At 72.8% G+C, this 18,211-nt stretch carries 14 protein-coding genes; 5 read left to right on the forward strand and 9 right to left on the reverse strand.

All coding sequences use genetic code 11. The features are described 5' to 3' along the window. The first annotated feature begins 54 nt into the window (after nt 1–54). The gene (locus BX283_RS05625) at nt 55–1,110 is read left to right on the forward strand and encodes an LLM class flavin-dependent oxidoreductase (protein WP_101386548.1); all 1,056 of its coding nucleotides are present in this window, start codon (nt 55–57) and stop codon (nt 1,108–1,110) included. Nucleotides 1,111–1,211: 101 nt separating this feature from the next. On the opposite strand, the gene BX283_RS05630 is transcribed toward BX283_RS05625, so the two are convergent. Both BX283_RS05630 and BX283_RS05635 read right to left on the reverse strand, forming a co-directional pair. Then, nucleotides 1,212–2,681 (reverse strand): FAD-binding protein, encoded by a 1,470-nt coding sequence (locus tag BX283_RS05630; protein WP_101386549.1) that lies wholly within the window; start codon nt 2,679–2,681, stop codon nt 1,212–1,214. Between the two features lie 94 nt (nt 2,682–2,775). After that, nucleotides 2,776–3,849: a phosphotransferase family protein gene (locus BX283_RS05635; RefSeq protein ID WP_101386550.1), complete on the reverse strand. Its 1,074-nt coding sequence runs from the start codon at nt 3,847–3,849 to the stop codon at nt 2,776–2,778. 193 nt (nt 3,850–4,042) lie between these two features. Between BX283_RS05635 and BX283_RS05640 the strand changes: the two genes are divergently transcribed. Continuing rightward, nucleotides 4,043–4,585 (forward strand): flavin reductase family protein, encoded by a 543-nt coding sequence (locus BX283_RS05640; RefSeq protein ID WP_101386551.1) that lies wholly within the window; start codon nt 4,043–4,045, stop codon nt 4,583–4,585. A gap of 66 nt (nt 4,586–4,651) precedes the next feature. On the opposite strand, the gene BX283_RS05645 is transcribed toward BX283_RS05640, so the two are convergent. From BX283_RS05645 to BX283_RS05655, 3 genes are all read right to left on the reverse strand, one after another. Continuing rightward, a complete protein-coding gene (locus BX283_RS05645) occupies nt 4,652–5,611 on the reverse strand; it encodes an MBL fold metallo-hydrolase (protein WP_101392155.1) in 960 nt (319 codons plus the stop codon). Nucleotides 5,612–5,747: 136 nt separating this feature from the next. Continuing rightward, nucleotides 5,748–6,662, reverse strand: a complete 915-nt coding sequence (locus BX283_RS05650) for a zinc-binding dehydrogenase (RefSeq protein ID WP_101392156.1) — start codon at nt 6,660–6,662, stop codon at nt 5,748–5,750. A gap of 130 nt (nt 6,663–6,792) precedes the next feature. Next, nucleotides 6,793–7,530 carry an SDR family NAD(P)-dependent oxidoreductase gene (locus tag BX283_RS05655; RefSeq protein WP_101386552.1) on the reverse strand — a complete coding sequence of 246 codons (738 nt, stop codon included), beginning with the start codon at nt 7,528–7,530 and terminating at the stop codon, nt 6,793–6,795. Nucleotides 7,531–7,746: 216 nt separating this feature from the next. On the opposite strand from BX283_RS05655, the gene BX283_RS05660 reads away from it, so the two are divergent. Then, a complete protein-coding gene (locus BX283_RS05660; protein WP_101386553.1) occupies nt 7,747–8,583 on the forward strand; it encodes an AfsR/SARP family transcriptional regulator in 837 nt (278 codons plus the stop codon). Between the two features lie 538 nt (nt 8,584–9,121). After that, nucleotides 9,122–10,351, forward strand: coding sequence for a transposase (locus BX283_RS05665; protein ID WP_257582028.1), 1,230 nt, complete (start codon nt 9,122–9,124; stop codon nt 10,349–10,351). A gap of 20 nt (nt 10,352–10,371) precedes the next feature. Here the strand turns inward: BX283_RS05665 and BX283_RS05670 are convergent, their stop codons facing one another. After that, nucleotides 10,372–11,358, reverse strand: a complete 987-nt coding sequence (locus BX283_RS05670) for an NAD(P)/FAD-dependent oxidoreductase (RefSeq protein WP_257582029.1) — start codon at nt 11,356–11,358, stop codon at nt 10,372–10,374. A 227-nt stretch (nt 11,359–11,585) separates the two neighbouring features. Between BX283_RS05670 and BX283_RS05675 the strand changes: the two genes are divergently transcribed. Continuing rightward, complete coding sequence (locus BX283_RS05675) at nt 11,586–14,378, forward strand: hypothetical protein (RefSeq protein ID WP_101386554.1); 2,793 nt, start codon at nt 11,586–11,588, stop codon at nt 14,376–14,378. A gap of 45 nt (nt 14,379–14,423) precedes the next feature. On the opposite strand, the gene BX283_RS05680 is transcribed toward BX283_RS05675, so the two are convergent. The 3 genes from BX283_RS05680 to BX283_RS05690 form a co-directional block, all read right to left on the reverse strand. Continuing rightward, nucleotides 14,424–15,797: a S41 family peptidase gene (locus BX283_RS05680; RefSeq protein WP_101386555.1), complete on the reverse strand. Its 1,374-nt coding sequence runs from the start codon at nt 15,795–15,797 to the stop codon at nt 14,424–14,426. Between the two features lie 178 nt (nt 15,798–15,975). Further along, complete coding sequence (locus BX283_RS05685) at nt 15,976–17,556, reverse strand: glycerol-3-phosphate dehydrogenase/oxidase (protein WP_101386556.1); 1,581 nt, start codon at nt 17,554–17,556, stop codon at nt 15,976–15,978. Next, complete coding sequence (locus BX283_RS05690; RefSeq protein WP_180357068.1) at nt 17,553–18,152, reverse strand: TetR/AcrR family transcriptional regulator; 600 nt, start codon at nt 18,150–18,152, stop codon at nt 17,553–17,555. The genes BX283_RS05685 and BX283_RS05690 overlap by 4 nt, the downstream gene beginning before the upstream one ends. Nucleotides 18,153–18,211: the final 59 nt, after the last annotated feature.

The following is an 18,211-nucleotide window of genomic DNA, read 5'->3' on the forward strand; positions in this document are numbered from 1 at the left end:
CGCACCGCGCAACGACATACCAGACCCACACGTCTGCAACGACACGGAGTAGCAATGGAATTCGGTATCAATTTCTTCCCCACCGTCGGTCCGGAGGAGAAGCCCGCCGACGTGTACTTCGACGAGGCCCTGCGGCTCGTGGAGCTGGCCGAGGAGCTCGGCTACGACCACATCAAGACCGTGGAGCACTACTTCTTCAAGTACGGCGGCTACAGCCCGGACCCGGTGACGTTCCTGGCCGCCGCGGCCGCCAGGACCAGCCGGATCAAGCTGGTGACCGGCGCGGTGATCCCGGCCTTCACGCACCCGCTGAAGCTGGCGGGCAAGCTCGCCATGCTGGACAACATCTCCAAGGGCCGCCTCCAGGTGGGCTTCGGCCGGGCCTTCCTGCCCGACGAGTTCGACGCCTTCGAGCTGGCCATGGACGAGAGCCGGCCCCGGTTCCTGGACGGCCTGCGCGCCTGCCAGAAGCTGTGGTCCGAGGAGAACGTGGTCTGGGACAGCGAGTTCTACAAGTTCGGCCCGGTCACCCTGCTCCCCCGCCCCTACCAGCGCCCGCACCCGAGGATCCTGGTGGCCGCGGCCATCACGCCCTCGTCCTGCGAGCAGGCCGGCCACGACGGCCACGGGCTGCTGCTCGTGCCGTCCATCTCCAAGCGCGAGAAGGTCCAGGAGATGCTCACCCTGTACCGCAAGGCGTACGCCGACGCGGGCCACGCGCCGGGCGGCGACGAGGTGCACCTGAGCTACGGCTGCTACCTCAGCGAGGACTCCGCCGAGGCGAGGGCCAAGGGCCGTGAGTACTCGCAGCGCACCAACGCCGTGATGGTCGACGCCGTCGCCGCCTGGGGCACCCGCCGCAGCGAGGGCTACGCCGGGTACGAGGCCATCGTCGACAAGATCAAGAAGTCCGACTTCGACAAGTCGGTGGCGGAGAACAAGACGCTCGTCGGCACCCCCGCCGAGGTCACCGAGCGGCTGCGCACCATCCGCGAGTGGTACGGCGACGTCACCATCAGCCTCCAGATGATCTCCGGCAACCCGCCCTACGAGGAGACGGTCCGCACCGCCCGGCTCTTCGCCGAGCAGGTCATCCCGAACTTCCGGTAGGCACACGGCACTTCGCGTCACACGCGCGGGCACGAGGAAGGGGCTCCCCCGAAACCATCGGGGGAGCCCCTCTCGTATGCCGGCTCACGGACGAGGGAACATCAGGCGCGCGTCACCGAGGCCACCAGCAGCGACGCCACACGCGCGGCGACCGCCGAGATGGTCAGCGCGGGCGGCACGGCGCCGGACGAGCCGTGCAGCAGCGAGCTGTCGACGACGTACAGGTTGCGCGCGCCGCGCACACTGCCGTCGGCGGCGGTGGCCAGGCCCAGCGGCACACCGCCCACCACGTTCCCGCCGGTGGTGCCGATGCGGTTGAAGGCCGTCCTGCTGCCCGGGGTGGCCGCGTTGAGCCGGTCCAGGGTGTGCTTGACCGCGTGGGTGGCGCGCACCGCGCGCGGGTCCTCGACGGGCCAGTTGAGGACGACGTCGCCCTTGGCGGCGTCGTACCGGAAGGAGCCCAGCGGTTCGGTCGGCGAGGCGCCGATGGTGGTGATCCACCCCTCGTCGGACGGGGCGTCCACCCAGGGGAAGTTGAGGAGGGTCACCGGGGCGTGCGGGTTGTCCTGCCAGTCCTTGACGATGACCGAGCACGGGCCGCCCTGCGCCGGGTTGTTGGGGGCCATCCCCGTCCGGGCGGTGATCACCTCGCTGTTGCCGACCCGGGTGCCCACCGACGCGTCCAGGCCGGGCAGGTGTCCGGCGGCCTTGGCGCGCAGCAGCAGCCGGGTGGTGCCCAGGGTCCCCGCCGCCAGGACCAGGTGCGCGGTGTGCACCTCGTGCCGGGCGACGAGCCTGCCGCGCTCGTCGAGTTCGTCGTACGAGACGAGGTGGCCGTCGCCCTGCGGACGGATCCCGGTGACCACGCTGAGCGGGCGCACCTCGACGCGGCCCGTGGCCTCGGCGCGGGCGAGGACGGTGACGTCCATGCTGCGCTGGGCGCCGCTGTTGACACCGAAGACGTTGAGGCCGGCGATGTGCGAGGCGGTACGGCGGCCCGCCATCTCCTCGCGGATCGCGTCCCAGTCGACAGCCAGGTCGACCAGGTCGTAGGGGATGCCCGCCCGCTCCAGCTGGTCCATGAAGTCGCGCGAGGAGCGGTAGAAGTCCGAGTCGAGGACGTCCTTCGGTATCGGGGAGCAGCCGATCAGCTCCCTGGCCTGCGGGTACCAGACGTCGTGCATCTCCCGCTGGTCGAGGAAGTCCCCGAAGGCCCGGCGGAACAGCTCGGGCGAGGGCTCGACCATCGTGCCGTTGCTGAGCAGCGAGGCGCCGCCGACGCCCGCCGCGGCGATCATCGTCAGGCCCTCGCCCTCCAGGGATTCCAGGACGCCCGGGTAGATGTCGAGCGTCCGGTCGGTGAGCGGGGACTTGGGGCTCAGCCAGGAAGCGCGGCCGTCCGGCCGGTGCTGGGTGGCGAAGGTGTCGCCGTCGGCGCCGACCTGCCAGCGGCGGCCGCGCTCCAGGACGATCGTGGCGACCCCGGCTTCGGCGAGCCGCAGGGCCGCGATCGATCCGGCGTAACCACTGCCGACGACCAGGGCGTCGGTGCGGTGCTGATGGGTTTCCATGGGACGGCCTCTCTGAACGGGTCGGAACATACGTAAGGTTGGGGCGAGTTGAGCATGAGGTGCGGGCTCAGGCCAGCGGTTCCAGGGTGCGGGCTCAGGCCAGCGGCTTCAGGGTGCGGGCCAGCAGGTTGGCGGCGTTGCGCGCCAGCGGGACGTCGGCCTCGGCGGCGACCAGGCCGTGCTCCACCAGGAGCCGGCCCACCCGGGAGGCGATCAGGGCGAACCGGAAGCCCGCGAACACCTCGTACCAGTCCATGTGCGCCGCGACGGGCCGCCCCGCCAGCTCCTCGTAGCGCCGGATCGTCTCGGCGCGCCCGGGAAGCCCGGGCAGCCGGGGTGCGCCGACGCCCTCGCTGAGGTGCCGGTCGAGGTAGAGGTACCAGCCGAGGTCGGCCTCGCCAGGGCCCAGGAAGGTCATCTCCCAGTCCAGTACGGCCACCGGGGCCACCCCGGAGAACATCAGGTTGCCCAGGCGCGCGTCGCCCCACAGCAGGCTCGGCCGCTCCGGCTCGGGCGGCAGCCCGTCCCGCAGCAGCGCCAGCGCCTCGCGGACCGGGACGCTGTCCGCGCCGCCGAAGTGGTCCATGTGGGCTTCATAGTAGTCGAGTTGGGCGCCGAGGCCGTACGGGCCGTGGGCCGAGAGGCGCAGGGCGCCGAGGCCGAGCGCGTCGGCGTCGAGCCGGTGGATACGGTGCAGCGCCTCCACACCGCCCCACCACACCGCCGCGCGCCCGCCCTCGTCGAGCGCGGACACCGGTCCACCGTCGCGGTGGTACGAGGGCAGGTCCGGCGGGACCCAGCCCTCGACGCGGTCCATGGCGTAGAAGGGCGCGCCGAGCAGCCCGGGGTCGGCCTCGAAGCCGACGACGCCGGGTACGGGCACATCGGTGTCCCGCAGGGCGTCGAGGACGCGGTACTCCTCGTCGAGCCGGGAGCCCGGCATCACCCGGTAGCGGGTGGGGGCGACCCGGACGACCAGACGGCGGTGCTCCTCGGCGCCCTCCCGCCCCCACTTGGTGTCCACGAGCAGCGTCTCGTTGGAGAATCCGAGGCCCTCGGGCACCTCGACTCGGACGCGCAGGTCCGCCGCCTCGGGCAGCCGTTCGGCGAGCCAGGTCGTCAGGTGTTTGCGGGTGAGTTCGGGATCACGTTGCTGGGGCACGGGCATGGCCGGCTCCTCCATCCATATACGGGTGCCCCCCATGGTCGACGCGGCCGATGGGGGCCGGATGGAGGATGAACGGCGACGCCGGGGGCGGCCCGACGCGCTCATCGGCGGCTCTGCATCCGCCTCCGACCGGTTCCCCAACCGCCTCCCCCAGCATGGCTGTTGACCGGAGAACACCTTTGAGGAGGTCGACATGTCCTGGGCACCGCCTGTGGGTGCGTTCGTGGAGCCGCAGCTGTTCCGGCACATACTCGGCCACGTCCCGAGCCCCGTCACCGTGGTCACCGCGGCGACGGCGGCCGGGCCCGCCGGACTTGTGGTGGGGTCGTTCGTGTCGGTGTCGCTCGAACCGCCCCTCGTAGGGATCTTCATCGACGAGAAGTCGGTGAGCTGGCCGCCGATGAGCGAGGCGGGGTCCTTCACCGTCAACATCCTCGCCCACGACCAGCAGGAGCTGTGCGCGCGCTTCGCCAAGAGCGGCGGACCGGGTGACACCGCGAGCAAGTTCGCCGGTCTGACGTGGTGGGAGTCGCCGCACGGCAACCCGGTGCTGCCGGGCACCACCGCCTGGCTGGACTGTCTGGTGCGCCAGGTCCAGCGGCTCGGCGACCACTTCTTCGCCGTCGCCGAGGTGGTGGGTCTCGGGGTGGACGCCGCCCGCCCGCCGCTGGTGTTCCACCGGGGCGCCCTGCACACCGTCGCGCCCTCCTCCGAGGGGTCTGCCGAGCGCGCCTAGCACGTGCACCACACGTGGCGTCGCCCCGCCGGTTCGACCGGCGGGGCGACGCCATGCGTGGTGCGCTCAGGCCAGACAGGCCAGCGCCCGGCCGCCGTTGAGGCGGGCCATCTCGCCCATCACCGGTGCCGAGCGGATCTGCGTGTCCAGCGGGTTGCCGAGCGCCTCGGAGCAGGCGCGGTGCAGATTGGCCACCAGCCGCTCCGGGTCGCGCAGCTCCGCGTACGCGCCGAGCGGGGTGTCGCGGGCCGTCTCGAACGGGGTGAGTCCCGCGTCGATCCCCTGGGTGGCGACCTTCTGCAACCAGCGCAGATACCCCTCCGCCTCGTCGAGGGCCTCGGGCCCGGCCACCGGACCGTGCCCGCCCACGACGACACGGGGCCCAAGCGCCCGCAGCCGCGCGATCGCCTCCAGGGAGCCGACGATCGACCCCGCGAGGAGGAACGGCGTACAACCGGGCATCAGGACGTCGCCCGCGAACAGCACCCGGTGCTCGGGCACCCACACCACCACGTCGTTGCTGGAGTGCGCCGGGCCCACGTACAGCAGCTCGACCGCCAGCTCGTCCACGTACACCGTCAGCCGGTCCTCGAAGGTCACCGTCGGCAGGGAGCGGCGGAGGTCACCGAGGTCGCCCCAGGGGGTGTCGGGCCACACGTGTTTGAGGCCCTCGCCCTTCTCGGCCATCTCGGCGCGGGTGTGCGTGTGCGCGACGACGGTGGCGTGCGGGGCGGCGACGGCGTTGCCGAAGGTGTGGTCGCCGTGGTGATGGGTGTTCAGGACGGTCCGCGGCTCGGCGCCGCCGAGTTCCAGCGCGGCGGCGCGCAGGGCGCGGGCCCTGGCCTCGGTGGCCGCGGTGTCGACGAGCGCCACCGAGTGGGGGCCGGCCAGGATCCCGGCGTTGTTCAGACACCAGCCCCCGTCGGGCTGGACGTACGCGAAGATCCGGTCGGCCACCTCCTCCACTCGGGGCGGCGGCACCTGGGAGACATGACTGTCGGCGGGCGTTGTGGATGGCAGGCTCATGCGTTCCACGGTGGCCGCACCTCCTGGAGGACAGGAGGTGCGCCGGTGACCGGCGGCTGGAGAGGTCCCGGCCGCGGCACGGCAGGGGTGGGGCCCGGCGGTCCGCACAAACCGCCGGGCCCCGGGGAGGAAGGTCTCAGAGGGTGAGGACGACCTTGCCGTTGGCCTGCCGCTGCCGCAGCGCGTCGAGCGCGGGCTCAGGATCGCTCCAGGACCCGACCGCCGCGACCTCGGGTGTGAGCCGCCCCTCGGCCACCAGGCGCACCAGCGAGGCCAGGTCGCGGGCGACACTGCGGCGGGTCACCTCGTCGAAGAGGTGGAGATAGCCGATCCGCAGTCCGGGGCGCGCATGGCCCCAGTCCAGCGGCAGCCGCAGTTCCTCGCGCACGGTGTTGCCGTAGCAGACGACCGTGCCGCCCGGCCGTACCCGCCCGAAGGCACCGGTGAGCACCCGCCCGCCGACGCTGTCGACGAGGACGTCCACCTGACCTCCGGAGGCGCCCTCCTCGTACGTCTCGACGGTGTGGGCGCCGAGAGACCGCAGGCCCTCCGCCCGGGCCGGGGAGCCGACCTGGGCGATCACCTCGGCGCCCGCCGCGGCGGCGAGCTGCACCAGCATCCGGCCCACTCCGCCGCCCGCACCGGTGATCACCACGGACCTGCCGAGCAGCGGTCCCGCGTACTCCAGTGCGTACAGCGCGGTCAGTCCGGCCACCGGCAGGGCCGCGGCGGCGGGCCAGTCCATACCGTCGGGCACGGGCGTGAGCCGGGTGGGCGACAGGGCTATCCGCTCGGCCCAGCCGTCGCGTTCGGCGAGGGCGGTGACGCGGGTGCCGGCCGCGGGTCCGCTCCCGTCGGCGGCGGCGCACAGGACCGTACCCGCCACGTCCCAGCCGAGCCGGGACCCCGGGGGGAGCTGCCCCATCAGTGCGAGCTCACCGCGGTTGACGGCGATCGCGTGCACCTCCACGAGTGCCTGGTCGGGGCGCGGCTCGGGCTCGGCGACCGAGTCGAGGCGCAGTCCGGGGTCACCGGACACCAGTGCCTTCACGAGGCCTCCGCCCAAGTCGCTTTGGTCCATGGGGACATGGCTGTCGATCTCCTTGTCTGACGGTTTTTCAGGAATTACGAGGGTTGCCGGTCGGCGGCGCCCAGGAGGTCCGGGCCGAGGTGGTCGTCGGTCACCACCTCAGCCCGCCGTTGACCTCCAGGACATGGCCGTTGACGTAGTCGGAGCCGTCGTCGGCCAGGAAGAGGGCGGCGTCGGCGACCTCCTCGGCCCGTCCGGCGCGACCGGCCGCGATCTTGCCGCGGTAGTAGTCCCAGACGGTTTCGTTGCGGGCCAGCTGGCGTCCCATCCCCTCGTCGATGAAGCCCGGGCTCAGGCAGTTCACCGTGATGGGCTGTCCCGCCAGCTCGACGGCGACGACCCGGGTGAGCATCTCGATCCCGGCCTTCGACGCCGCGTACGCCGACGAGCCCGGGGCCACCCGGGTCGCCAGCGCCGACGACAGGGTGATGACGCGGCCACCGCCGTCGCGCAAGAGGTACGGAACCGCTGAACGCACGGACAGAAACGTACCGTTGAGGTTGGTGGAGATGACGTCCGCCCAGTGCGCGGCGTCCAGCCCCCGGGCCGGTCCGGCCCGGCTGACGCCCGCACCGGCCACCAGGACGTCCAGGCGGCCGTATGCCTCGTACGTGCCGCGCATCAGTGCTTCCACCGAGTCCGGGTCGCGGACGTCGACGGGGTGGTAGGCGAGGTCGCCCTGGCCCACCGGCGGCAGTTCGCGCCCCTCGTCGGGCTCGCGGGCGGCGCAGACGACGCGGCACCCTTCCTTGGCGTATGCCTGGGCGATCGCGTACCCCAGGCCTTTGGTGCCACCGGTGACGATGGCGACCTTCCCTGCGAGTCGCACGTGTGCCTCCTCGGGGATCGTGTCGACGGAGGCCGACGTTACGGAATCCCGAGGGAGGCTGACTGAACTCCCGATGGGGGGCCGCGATGGAGCGAGTTGACGGATCCTGAACTCTCCTGGGAGAGCCGACCGGCCCCCGGGGATAGTCTCGCTGAACAACGGCGCCGCCGGTCGTCACCGGTTTCGTCAATTCGGGGAAACAAGCGAGAGGTCGTCATGGAATTCTCGGTGCTCGGTTCGCTGCGGGTGCGTGAAAACGGTCACGATTACGCCCCCACGGCACCCAAACAGCGTCAGCTCCTCGCGCTGCTCGTCTTCAACGCCAATCAAGTCGTCACCGTGGGCACCTGTATCGAGGAACTGTGGGGAGAAAGTCCCCCGGATACCGGGCTTTCCACGCTCCAGTCGTACGTTCTGCAGCTCAGGCGCATCCTGAAGCGGGTGCCGCGCATCGGCAGCCTCAAGGCGGCGCGCGAATTGCTGCAGACCAGGGACGGTGGATATCTGCTCGCGGTCCGCCCCGAGGAACTCGACGTCAATCTCTTCCACGATCTCGTACGCCAGGGCCGGGCGGAACTCGGAAAGAACGACGCCGCCGCTTCCGAACTCCTGTCCGCCGCACTGGGTTTGTGGGAGGGATCGGCGCTCTCCGACGTCCAGGCGGGGCCCGTTCTGCGTATTCATCTGGCGGGTCTGGAGGAAACCCGGATCAGTGTCCAGGAACAGCGCATCGACGCCGATCTCCGGCTCGGCAGGCACCATGACCTACTCGGTGAACTGAGCGCGCTGTGCGCGCTGTATCCCACCCATGAGAATCTGCACGCCCAGTTCATGCTGGCGCTGAGCCGTTCGGGCCGGCGCACCCAGGCGCTGGAGGTCGTCCAGCGCCTGCGCAGGATGCTGGGCGACGAGCTCGGGCTCGAACCGTCCCCCCGGATGAACCGCCTCCACCAGGCGGTGCTCGCCTGCGACCCGGTGATCGACGCACCCACCAGGACCGCCCCGCTGCTCTCGCTCGACCTGCTCGCCCACAGCGGAGCCCGCTCGGCCTGAGCCACGGCCCGCCGCCCGCCGCCACGCCCGGCCGCGAAGACCTCCACGGTCTTCGCGGCCGGGCGTTTCTGTGTATGCAGCAGGGTGTTTCCGGCCGAGGGGCGGGCATACGCTGAGGGCCGGCGCCGTACCGCCGGTAGCAGAGTGCCCCGCCCGATCCGGCGTCCGTCACAGTGCGTCGTGTGTGGCCGGACCACATGTCCGCCGCCTTTGAATACGACCAAGGCAGCGCTCTGACCAGCGGATTCACCGGAACAAACCGGTCCGCCGCCTTGCCCTTTGCCGAACCATGCCGTTTCGCGTGGTGTCCGCCACCACCTCGGATCCCCACGTGTGATGGTTGTCTCCGGCAAGAAGTCGGGGCCGGAAGATTGGAAGCGGTGGGAGGGAGGTTACCCCTCTCCTCGGGGCGGTCAGAGGGTGCCCCCTCTACCTTGGCACGCGAGTGTGCGCCGAGCATCGTTGGATCCGGAATCAAGTGGCTCGCCGGACTGGGCGAGCCCTTCCTCCCACTCATTCCAAGGTCCACGGGGGACTCATGAACGCCGTTGCCCAGATACTGGAGAACTGCCCGTCCGACGACGACTCCCACCGATCCGGCACATCCGCGACCTGGGACGAGCGGGTGCTCACCGAGGTGAGCACGGTGCTGTTCGCCTCCCTGCGGCGCAGCGACCAGCGGCTGCGGGGCGTCGCGTACCTGCGAGGTCTGCTCGGGGCGAAGGGGCGCCGCTCGATACGCAACATGGCGGCCCTGCTGGGTGGTTCGGCCACCGAGCAGAGCCTCCACCACTTCGTCAGCGACTCGACCTGGGACTGGGTTCCGGTGCGCCGTTCCCTCGCCCGTCACATCACCCAGCTGGACCCGCCGTTGGCGTACGTGGTGCGGCCCATGGTCATTCCGAAGACCGGCGAGAACTCGGTGGGCGTGGACCGGCAGTTCGTCTCCGAGCTGGGCCAGCTCGTCAACGCCCAGCAGGCGGTGGGTATCTGGTCCGCCACCGAGAGGATGAGTGTGCCCCTCAACTGGCGGCTGCACCTGTCGTCCTCCTGGCTCAACGACCGCATCCGGCGCCGCCAGGCGTCCATCCCCGACGACCTCGGCGACCGCACCCTGGGCGACTGGGCGGTCGAGGCGGCCGTGGAGACGGCGAGCGACTGGGGGCTGCCGCGCCGGCCGGTCGTGCTGGACGCCCGGCACATGGACCTGGCCTCCACCATCGCGTCCTTCCGGGCCGCCGGGGTGCCCTTCCTCGCCCGGATCAACGGCGCGGTCCAGCTCACCGTGACCGACCCGGCCTTGCAGGGGCGGACGCCGGAGGTCCAGCAGGCCCTCCAGATCATGACCGCCGCCCGTGACCGGATGCGCCCGGCGCCGCTGCCGGGGCGCGGTCCCGGCAGCGGGCGGCCGATGCATCTGACCACCAAGATCCGCGTCCGCCCCTCGCCCGCCGTACGGCAGTTGGCGGGGCCGGGCGAACTGGCCCTGCTGGGCGTGGCGGAGAGCCGCCGCCAGGGGCCGATGGAACTGTGGCTCACCGATATGACCGAGACCCGGCTGCCCACCCTGATGCGGCTGAGCCGCCTCGTCCGCCGCGCCGACCATGACTTCCGCGAGACCACCGACCGCCTCGGCATCCGGGACTTCACCGGACGCTCCTACGCGGGCTGGCACCGCCATGTGACGCTGGCCTCGGCGGCCCACGCCGTGTCCGTACTGGACGCGGACGAGCCGGGGGCGAAGGGAACGGGCGAGCGCCGGGGCTGACCTGCGACAGCCGGACCTGACTACCTGTCAGCGCTCATCCCCGCTGCCGACTTCCGGTAGGCCGCCACCGCCGCGTCGGCGTCGGCGGCCACCAGGTCCGCGTTCATCGCCGCCGCGGCCCGCACCCCTGCGGCCGCGGCGGCCGGCACGCCCGCCATGAGGTCGGTGACGTTGCCCGCCACCCACACCCCGGGCACATGGGTGAGTCCGCTGTCGTCCGCTTCCACATACGTCCCCACACCCATGGGGTGTTCCACGGCGGTGAGCCCCAGGCCCGACAGCACACCTCCCCGGGCGACGAAGCGCGGGGCGACCGCCAGCGCCCGCACCGGCACCCGTACACCCGAGGACAGCCGTACCGCCGCCAGCCGGTCGTCCTCGACGTCGAGAGCGGCCACCTCCCCGTCGGCCACGGCGATCCCGAGCGCCGCCAACCGCTCCGACTGCTCCGGGTCGGGTCCGGGCCCGGTGTGCGGGAAGTACGTCACCCGGGGCGACAACTGCCGGAACAGCAGCGCCTGGTGCATCGAGGCGGGACCGGTGGCCAGCACCCCGATGGGCAGGTCGCGCACCTCCCAGCCGTGGCAGTACGGGCAGTGCAGCACATCCCGCCCCCACCGCTCCCGCAGTCCGCCGATCGCGGGCAGCTCGTCGGCCAACCCCGTCGTCACGAGCAACCGCCGGGCGGTGAAACCGTGCCCGCCCTCGGTCTCGACGACGAAGCCACCGTCCACCTTCCGCGCGGCCACCGCCCGGTCGGCGACGATCCGTCCGCCGTAGCCCGCCACCTCCTCACGGCCCGCCTTCAGCAGTTCGAGGGGCGGTATGCCGTCGCGGGACAGCAGTCCGTGGGCGGCGGCCGCGGGTGCGTTGCGCGGTTCGCCGGAGTCGACGACCACCACCGAGCGGCGCGACCGCACCAGCGTCAGCGCGCCCGACAGCCCGGCGACACCGCCTCCGACCACCACGACATCCAGTTCACTGGGGTTCTTCTCCATCGCGTTCATACGTGCACCGTGCGACCGGCCGACGCATCGGGCAACTCTTCTTGCCGTTTCGGCAAGCTCCCGGTCCGGCGGTCGGGTATCCGCCACCGGGCCGGGTTCCGGCCATGCTCACGCGCGCCGCGCACCACGGGGCAACCCCCGCCCGCCAGTTGCCGTCCTCCGGACAACGAAGGGCCCTCGGCGCCGCCCGGGGCACTCCGACGAGAACGACGACGAGGACGACCACTTTGATACGTGTGAAACGCATCGTGACCGCCACGCTGGCGGTGCTCACGCTGGCGGCGGTGACACCGGAACTCGCACAGGCGCAGCCGTCCGCCCGGCCGTGGGCGAACCCCCTGTCCAAGGCCGCCGACGACGACCAGTTGCCGCCGGGCTGGCGTATCACCGGCACCGGCGCCGCCCGGCAGCTGACCTGGACTTCCCCCGACCCGGTGCCGATGGGCGACGCCCGGGTGGAGTTCCGCGCCGGGGACCGCCTCCTCGGGCTGCCGGTGCCCGCGCGGGACAGGCGCTCCTTCCACCTGGCAGTCGACGGCGCCCGGATCGGGTCGGCCGCCGAGCTGAAGGTGCTGGCCGGCGGCCGGCGCCTCGACGCGGCCGGGGCCGGACGCACCACACCCCCGCCGACCGGACTCGCACCTGCCGCCCCGCAGGCGCAAGTCCCGCTCCCCGCGAACGAGGTGGATCCCGGAGTGCCGGGTCCGTACCGCACAGCTCGGGGCGCGTACACCCTCGCCTCGGTGCGGCTGCCCGGCCTCAAGGCCCCGGTGGAGATGCGCGGCACCGTGGTGGGGCCCACGAACGCGCCCGGCGGGCGTCCGCTGGCGCTGTTCCTGCACGGCCGCCACTACACCTGCTTCACCACCACCGGTGAGGACGGCGGCGAGTGGCCGTGCAAGCCCGGTGCGCTGCCGGTGCCGAGCCAGGACGGGTATCTGCGCGCCCAGCAGCTGTTGGCCTCGCAGGGCTATGTGACGGTGTCGATCGCCGCCAACGGCATCAACGGGCAGGACGCCGTGCTCGACGACGGCGGCGCCCAGGCCCGTTCGTCCCTGGTCCGGCTGCATCTGGCCCGCTGGGCGCAGTGGGCCGCGAAGCGGTCCGGCGCACCGGCCGCCGTGCGTGCCGTCGCCCCGGCGGACCCGTCCCGGGTGCTGCTCGTCGGGCACTCCCGGGGCGGCGAGGGCGTCAACCGGGCCGCGCTCGACAGCCTCTACGCACCGCCCGCCGACCAGGACGGCCACCACGGCCCGGTCCGCTGGAACATCCGCGGCACCGTCCTGATCGGCCCGACGGTCTTCGGCCAGAACCCCGCCCCCGACGTGCCCTCGCTGACCGTCCTGCCGGGCTGCGACGGCGATGTGTCCGATCTGCAGGGCGAGATATACGTCGACGGCACGCGCGGAGTGAGCCGCGGCGCCGCACTGCACAGCGCGGTGTACATGGTCGGCGCCAACCACAACTTCTTCAACAGCGAGTGGACTCCCGGCCAGTCGAAGGCGCCCGCGGACGACGACTTCGCCTCCGACGACACCCCCGACCGGGTCTGCGCCCCCGGCACCAGGACCCGGCTGACCGCGACCCCGCAGCAGACCGCCGGAGCCACCTACATCGCGGCGGCGGCCCGGCTGTTCGTCGCGGGCGACGACCGGGTGCGCCCGCTCCTGGACGGCTCCGGGCGCCGCGCGCCCTCGGCGGACCCCGCCCGGGTGCTGTCCCACGCCGTCGGCGCCCACCGCACCCCGGCGTTCCTGCCGGGCCCCGGGCTCGCCGTGTCCGGCGGCCGGGTGTGCGCCCAGGTCGACCCCGATCCGGCCCGCGCCTGTCTGCCGCCCGCCACCGCGGGGGCGTCGCCGCACTTCGCCGCGTGGGAGGCGGCGCGGGAGCCCGGCCGCGACGCGGTGGCCATGCGCTGGTCGCGGGCGGGCTCGCCGGTCGCCGTGCGGCCCGCGCGTCCGGTCTCCCTGGCGGGCAGCGACGCGCTGGCGCTACGGGTGATCGTCCCGCCCAACACCACGGGCACCCAGGTGGACGTCGCCCTCGTCGACACCTCGGGCCGCCGCGCGAACCTGGGCAGGGCACGCGTCGACGGGCTGCCGGGCACCGGGCGCACCGCCTCGTACTGGGCGCACGAGCTCCGTATGCCGCTGTCCGCCGCCACCCGGGCCGGACTCGACCTGAAGCGGGTCACGGCCCTGGAGCTGACGCCGCGCACCAAGAACGGCCAGGCGTGGCTGCTGGACGCCTCGGGCTGGAAGCCCGGCACACCGGCCGTGCACGCGCCCGCGCTGCCCCGCGTCGACATCGGCCGGCTGACGGTCGAGGAAGGCGACTCCGGTACGCGTACCTACCGCGTCCCGGTACGGGTCTCCGGCCACGGCAGCGGCCAGGTCCGGCTGTTCGTGCCCCAGCCGGGCACGGAGGACGTCACCGTCCGCACCGTCACGGTCCGCCCGGGCGGCCATGACATCGACGTGCCGGTGGTGGTGCGCGGCAACACCCGCTACGGCTACGACCTCGCGCGGGACGCGTTCGTCAAGGCGGTGCGCGGCACAGTGGTCGGCTCGCACCGCGGTGGTGTCACCGTGCGGAACGACGACCCGATGCCCACGGTCACGATGACACCCGTGGCCGACCATGTGGTCGAGGGCCAGTCGCTGACCTGGCGGGTTGCCCTGTCGGCGGCGGCCGACGCGGACATCACGGCCGAGTTCGCCCTGCTGCCGGTCGGCAAGGGCGCGGAGCTGTCCACCCCGGACGTCGCCCCGCAGTGGCTCAAGGACACCTTCGACGCGTCCCCCACCCCGGCCCGGCCGCTCTCCAAGGTGGTGGACGGCCCCTCCCTCGTGGTCACCGTGCCCGCGGGCCGGTTGAGCACCGACGTGGCCGTGCCCACGGTCAAGGACGGACTGAAGGAGCCGGTGGAGTCGCTGCGAGGACGTCTGATCACGTACGACACGTCCTGGGAACCGCACCCGGGCCCGGAGTTCACCGGGACCGTACGGGACGCCACGTAAGTCCGACGGGACCCCGGCGCCCGGAAGGGGGCCGGGGTCCTCTCCTCAGCGGCCCCGCTCCCCCAGCCACCCCACCGCCCGGTCGAACGCCGCATCCCGGTCGTGGGCGAACTCCGCGTCCGTGAAGACCGGTTCGGGCAGCAGGGGCGGCACACCGACTCCGTCGAACGTCGTCTTTCCGTCGCGGGTCAGGAACTCCTCGTTGGGCACGCCGAACCACCACTCACCGTGGCCCTCGCCCGGCAGCGTGCGCTCCATCACGTCCGAGAACACGCCCTGTGTGGGCTCCCCGATCCGCGTCGTCGGCGCGGGCCGCTCCATCATGGCCTGGGTGAACGTCTCCCCCGCGCTGAACGTCGACCCTCCGGTGAGCAGCGCGACCGGCCCGCTGTAGCGCGTGGCGGCGGCCGGGCGGACGTACTGGGGCTGGGGGGCGGTGTGGCGGGTGCGCTTGGCGTAGGCGAAGTACGGGCGGTCGGTGAGGCGGGCGGCGAGGTCGAGGCCGAGGCTGTCGGAACCGCCGCCGTTGACGCGTACGTCGAGGATCAGCCCGCGCAGCCGGTGCACCCGGTCGGGGGTGAGGATCGCGTCGAGGGCGCGGTCGAGCTCGGCGCGGTTGGCCGCGTAGGTGTTCGCCTCGCTGTAGCCGCTGAACGCGGACAGCCGCAGATAGCCGTAGCTTCCGCCGCCCGGCGCAGGCACGTCGGCGTACCCGATACGGCCGTTGGCGTAGGGGTGCAGCGACTGCCCCTTCAGGTCGCGGCGCTCCACGAACGCCCTGACCTTGGCGTCGAGGCCGGGGCCGGGGACAACGGTCCCGGGGCGGGTCATGCCGAAGAAGCCGGTCTCGCCGGCGGAGACGACGATATGGGCGTCATGCAGCGGCGCGACCATCTCGGCGAGGATGCCGTAGAGCTCGGCGTCGGTGCGCGCCGCCTCGGCGCGGGGCCGGTAGCGGTCGCGCACCTCCTGCCAGTCGATCCCCTTGGCGGCGAAGAAGGGGTAATTCTCCTGGAAGGTCTGCCAGAAGACGTCGAACGCGCCGGGCTGCGGTGCGCGGCAGGTGGCGGGCAGCGCGGCGAGCCGCCGCAGGGAGCGGTCGCCCGGCGACCCGTCGATGTGCAGCTTCGCCCGAGCCCCGGTGCGGAGGGTGTACATGTCGCCGTCCGCCATGGCGTACCGCGCGGGTGTGTTCTTCTCGCGGGTGCCCGTGACGCCCTTCAGGCAGCTGAGGGAGGTCACCTGATAGGTGTCGAGGACCCCGCCGTGTACGGCGAGCACGGTGCCGTAGTCGTCGACCTGCCAGATGCCTTCTGGGCCGGGCCGTTCCGCGGCGCCCGCCGCGCCGGTGGTGGTGAGCGCGCCGAGCGCGCACAGTCCGGCGACGAGCGCCGCGGTCTTCCTGAACTGCGTGATCATGCAGTCATGGTGGCCGTCCCGCGCCGACCGGGAACATCCGGCGAGCTGGTCGGTCGCGGTGGGGATATCCCCACCTCAGCGGCGCGGCGGCGAGTCGGTGTGCGCCCGCCCGTGGTGCCTGTGACCGGGAGTCTTCAGGACCGGCGGGCTCGGAGAGGCATACGGAACGCCCCGCCGCTCAAGGCCCGGTCGGCTCGTGTGCCGCCGCGTCCAGCGCCTCGCGCGCCGCGTCGAGTGCGGCGGCCCGGTCGGCGGGCACCAGGCCGACGCGGGTGCGGCGGTCGAGGAGGTCGGACTCGTCGAGCGCGCCCTCGTGCCTGACCGCCCACCACAGTTCGGCCCGGGTGGTCTCCACCCCTTCGGCCACCGGTTCGCGCAGCCGGGGGTCGGCCTCGCCGAGCGCGTGCAGCGCGGTGGCCTCGGTGCCGTAACGGGCGAGCAGCCTGCGCGGTACGGGCAGGGCGGCGAGCTGCGCGGGCGCGGCGGCGCCGACCAGCGGCAGGCGTGCGGTGCGGCAGGGCGCCGCCGTCATGCCCCGGGCGGCCAGCGCGGCGTCGAGGGCGTCCTGGGCCATCCGCCGGTAGGTGGTCAGCTTGCCGCCGACGATGGTCACGACGCCCTCGCTCGACGTCAGCACCGCGTGCCGCCGCGAGATGTCGGAGGTGCGGCTGCCCGTACCGTCGTCCGGGGCGTCGTCGAGCAGCGGCCGCAGCCCGGCGAAGGCGCCCACCACGTCGTCGCGGTGGACCGGTGTGTCCAGGACCGTGTTGAGGACGTCGAGCAGGAAGCCGATGTCGGACTCGGGGGGCGTGGGCTCGTCCTGGAGCGGCCCGTCGACGGGCTCGTCGGTGAGCCCCACGTACACCCGGCCGTCTCCTTGCGGCAGGACCAGGACGAAGCGGTTGGTCTCGCCGGGTACGGGGATGTGCAGTCCGGCGGTGAGGCCGGGCAGGGTGCTGCCGCGCAGCACCAGGTGGGTGCCGCGCGAAGGGCGCAGTTTTACGCCGTCGACCAGCTGGTCCGCCCAGACGCCGGTGGCGTTGACGACCGCGCGGGCCCGGATGGTCAGCTCCTGCCCGGTCAGCTCGTCGCGTACGAGGGCGCCGGAGCCGGTGACGGACAGGGCGCGGGTCCGGGTCAGGACGCGCGCGCCGTGTCCGGCGGCGGTGCGGGCGATGGCGGTCACCAGGCGGGCGTCGTCGGCCAGTTGGCCGTCCCAGGAGAGCAACCCGCCGTAGAGGCCGTGCGGGCGGAGTCCGGGCGCGGAGCGCAGGGTCTCGACGGCCGAGAGGCGGCGCGGGCCGGGCAGGGTGCGCCGTGCGGTGCCCGCCGAGACGCGCAGCAGGTCGCCCGCGCGCAGCCCGGCCTGCGCGAGTGCCGCGTTGCGCCGGGAGGTCAGCGAGGTGAGGGGCAGCACGAACGGCTGGGCGCGCACCAGATGGGGGGCGGTGCGCTCCATCAGCACCCCGCGCTCCACCGCGCTCTCGTGCGCGACGCCGAGCTGCCCGGAGGCCAGGTAGCGCAGTCCGCCGTGGATGAGCTTGGAGCTCCAGCGGGAGGTGCCGAAGGCCAGGTCGTACGCGTCGATCGCGGCCACCGACAGGCCGCGCGAGGCGGCGTCCAGGGCGGCTCCGGCGCCGGTCGCGCCGAGCCCGACGACCAGGACGTCGACGGTCGTCCCGGCGGCCAGTTCGTCCAGTTCGCGGGCGCGGCGGGCGGCGGTGAGGGAGAAGTCCGAGCGGGGTTCGGTACGGCTCATGGGGCGAGGGTCCTCTCGAGGATGTGCCGGAGCTCGTCGTAGAACACTTCGTCGGCGAGTTCGGGGTCCGCCGCGTCGCTCATGGTCTGCAGCGAGAGCGCGAAGGACTGGATCACCAGGAAGAGCGATCTGGCCTGGCGCGTGGGGTGGTCGGCGCGTACGGAGCCGTCCTTGTGCCCCTGCTCAAGCGCCTCTTGGACGAAGGCGAGCAGTGCGTCCTGGCTGGCGCCGCGCCGGTCGAAGAGGTACGGCAGCAGCAGTTCCGGGTCGACGTCGAGGATCTTGCACAGCAGCGGATGGGACCGGAAGGCGCGCAGCCCCGCCACGAGCCCGTCGACCAACTGCTCGCGCACGGGGCGGGTGGTGTCGGTGGTGGGTGTGTCCCCGAGGGTGACGGACACCCACTCCCGTGTCATGACGTCGCCCACCAGGGTGCGCACATCGGGCCAGCGCCGGTAGATGGTCATCCGGGAGACCCCGGCCCGGCGCGCGACGTCGGTGAGGGTCGTCCGGCGGACGCCGACCGCGAGAACGCAGTCCCGGGCGGCGTCGAGCACCGCCTCGTCGTCCCGACGGTTGTGACGAATGGGCTTCATCTGTCACAGTGTAACGACGGAACGGGCGACGGCAAGCCGCCCCCCACGCCGTGGGACCG

The organism is Streptomyces sp. TLI_146 (assembly GCF_002846415.1).
Taxonomy (GTDB): domain Bacteria; phylum Actinomycetota; class Actinomycetes; order Streptomycetales; family Streptomycetaceae; genus Streptomyces.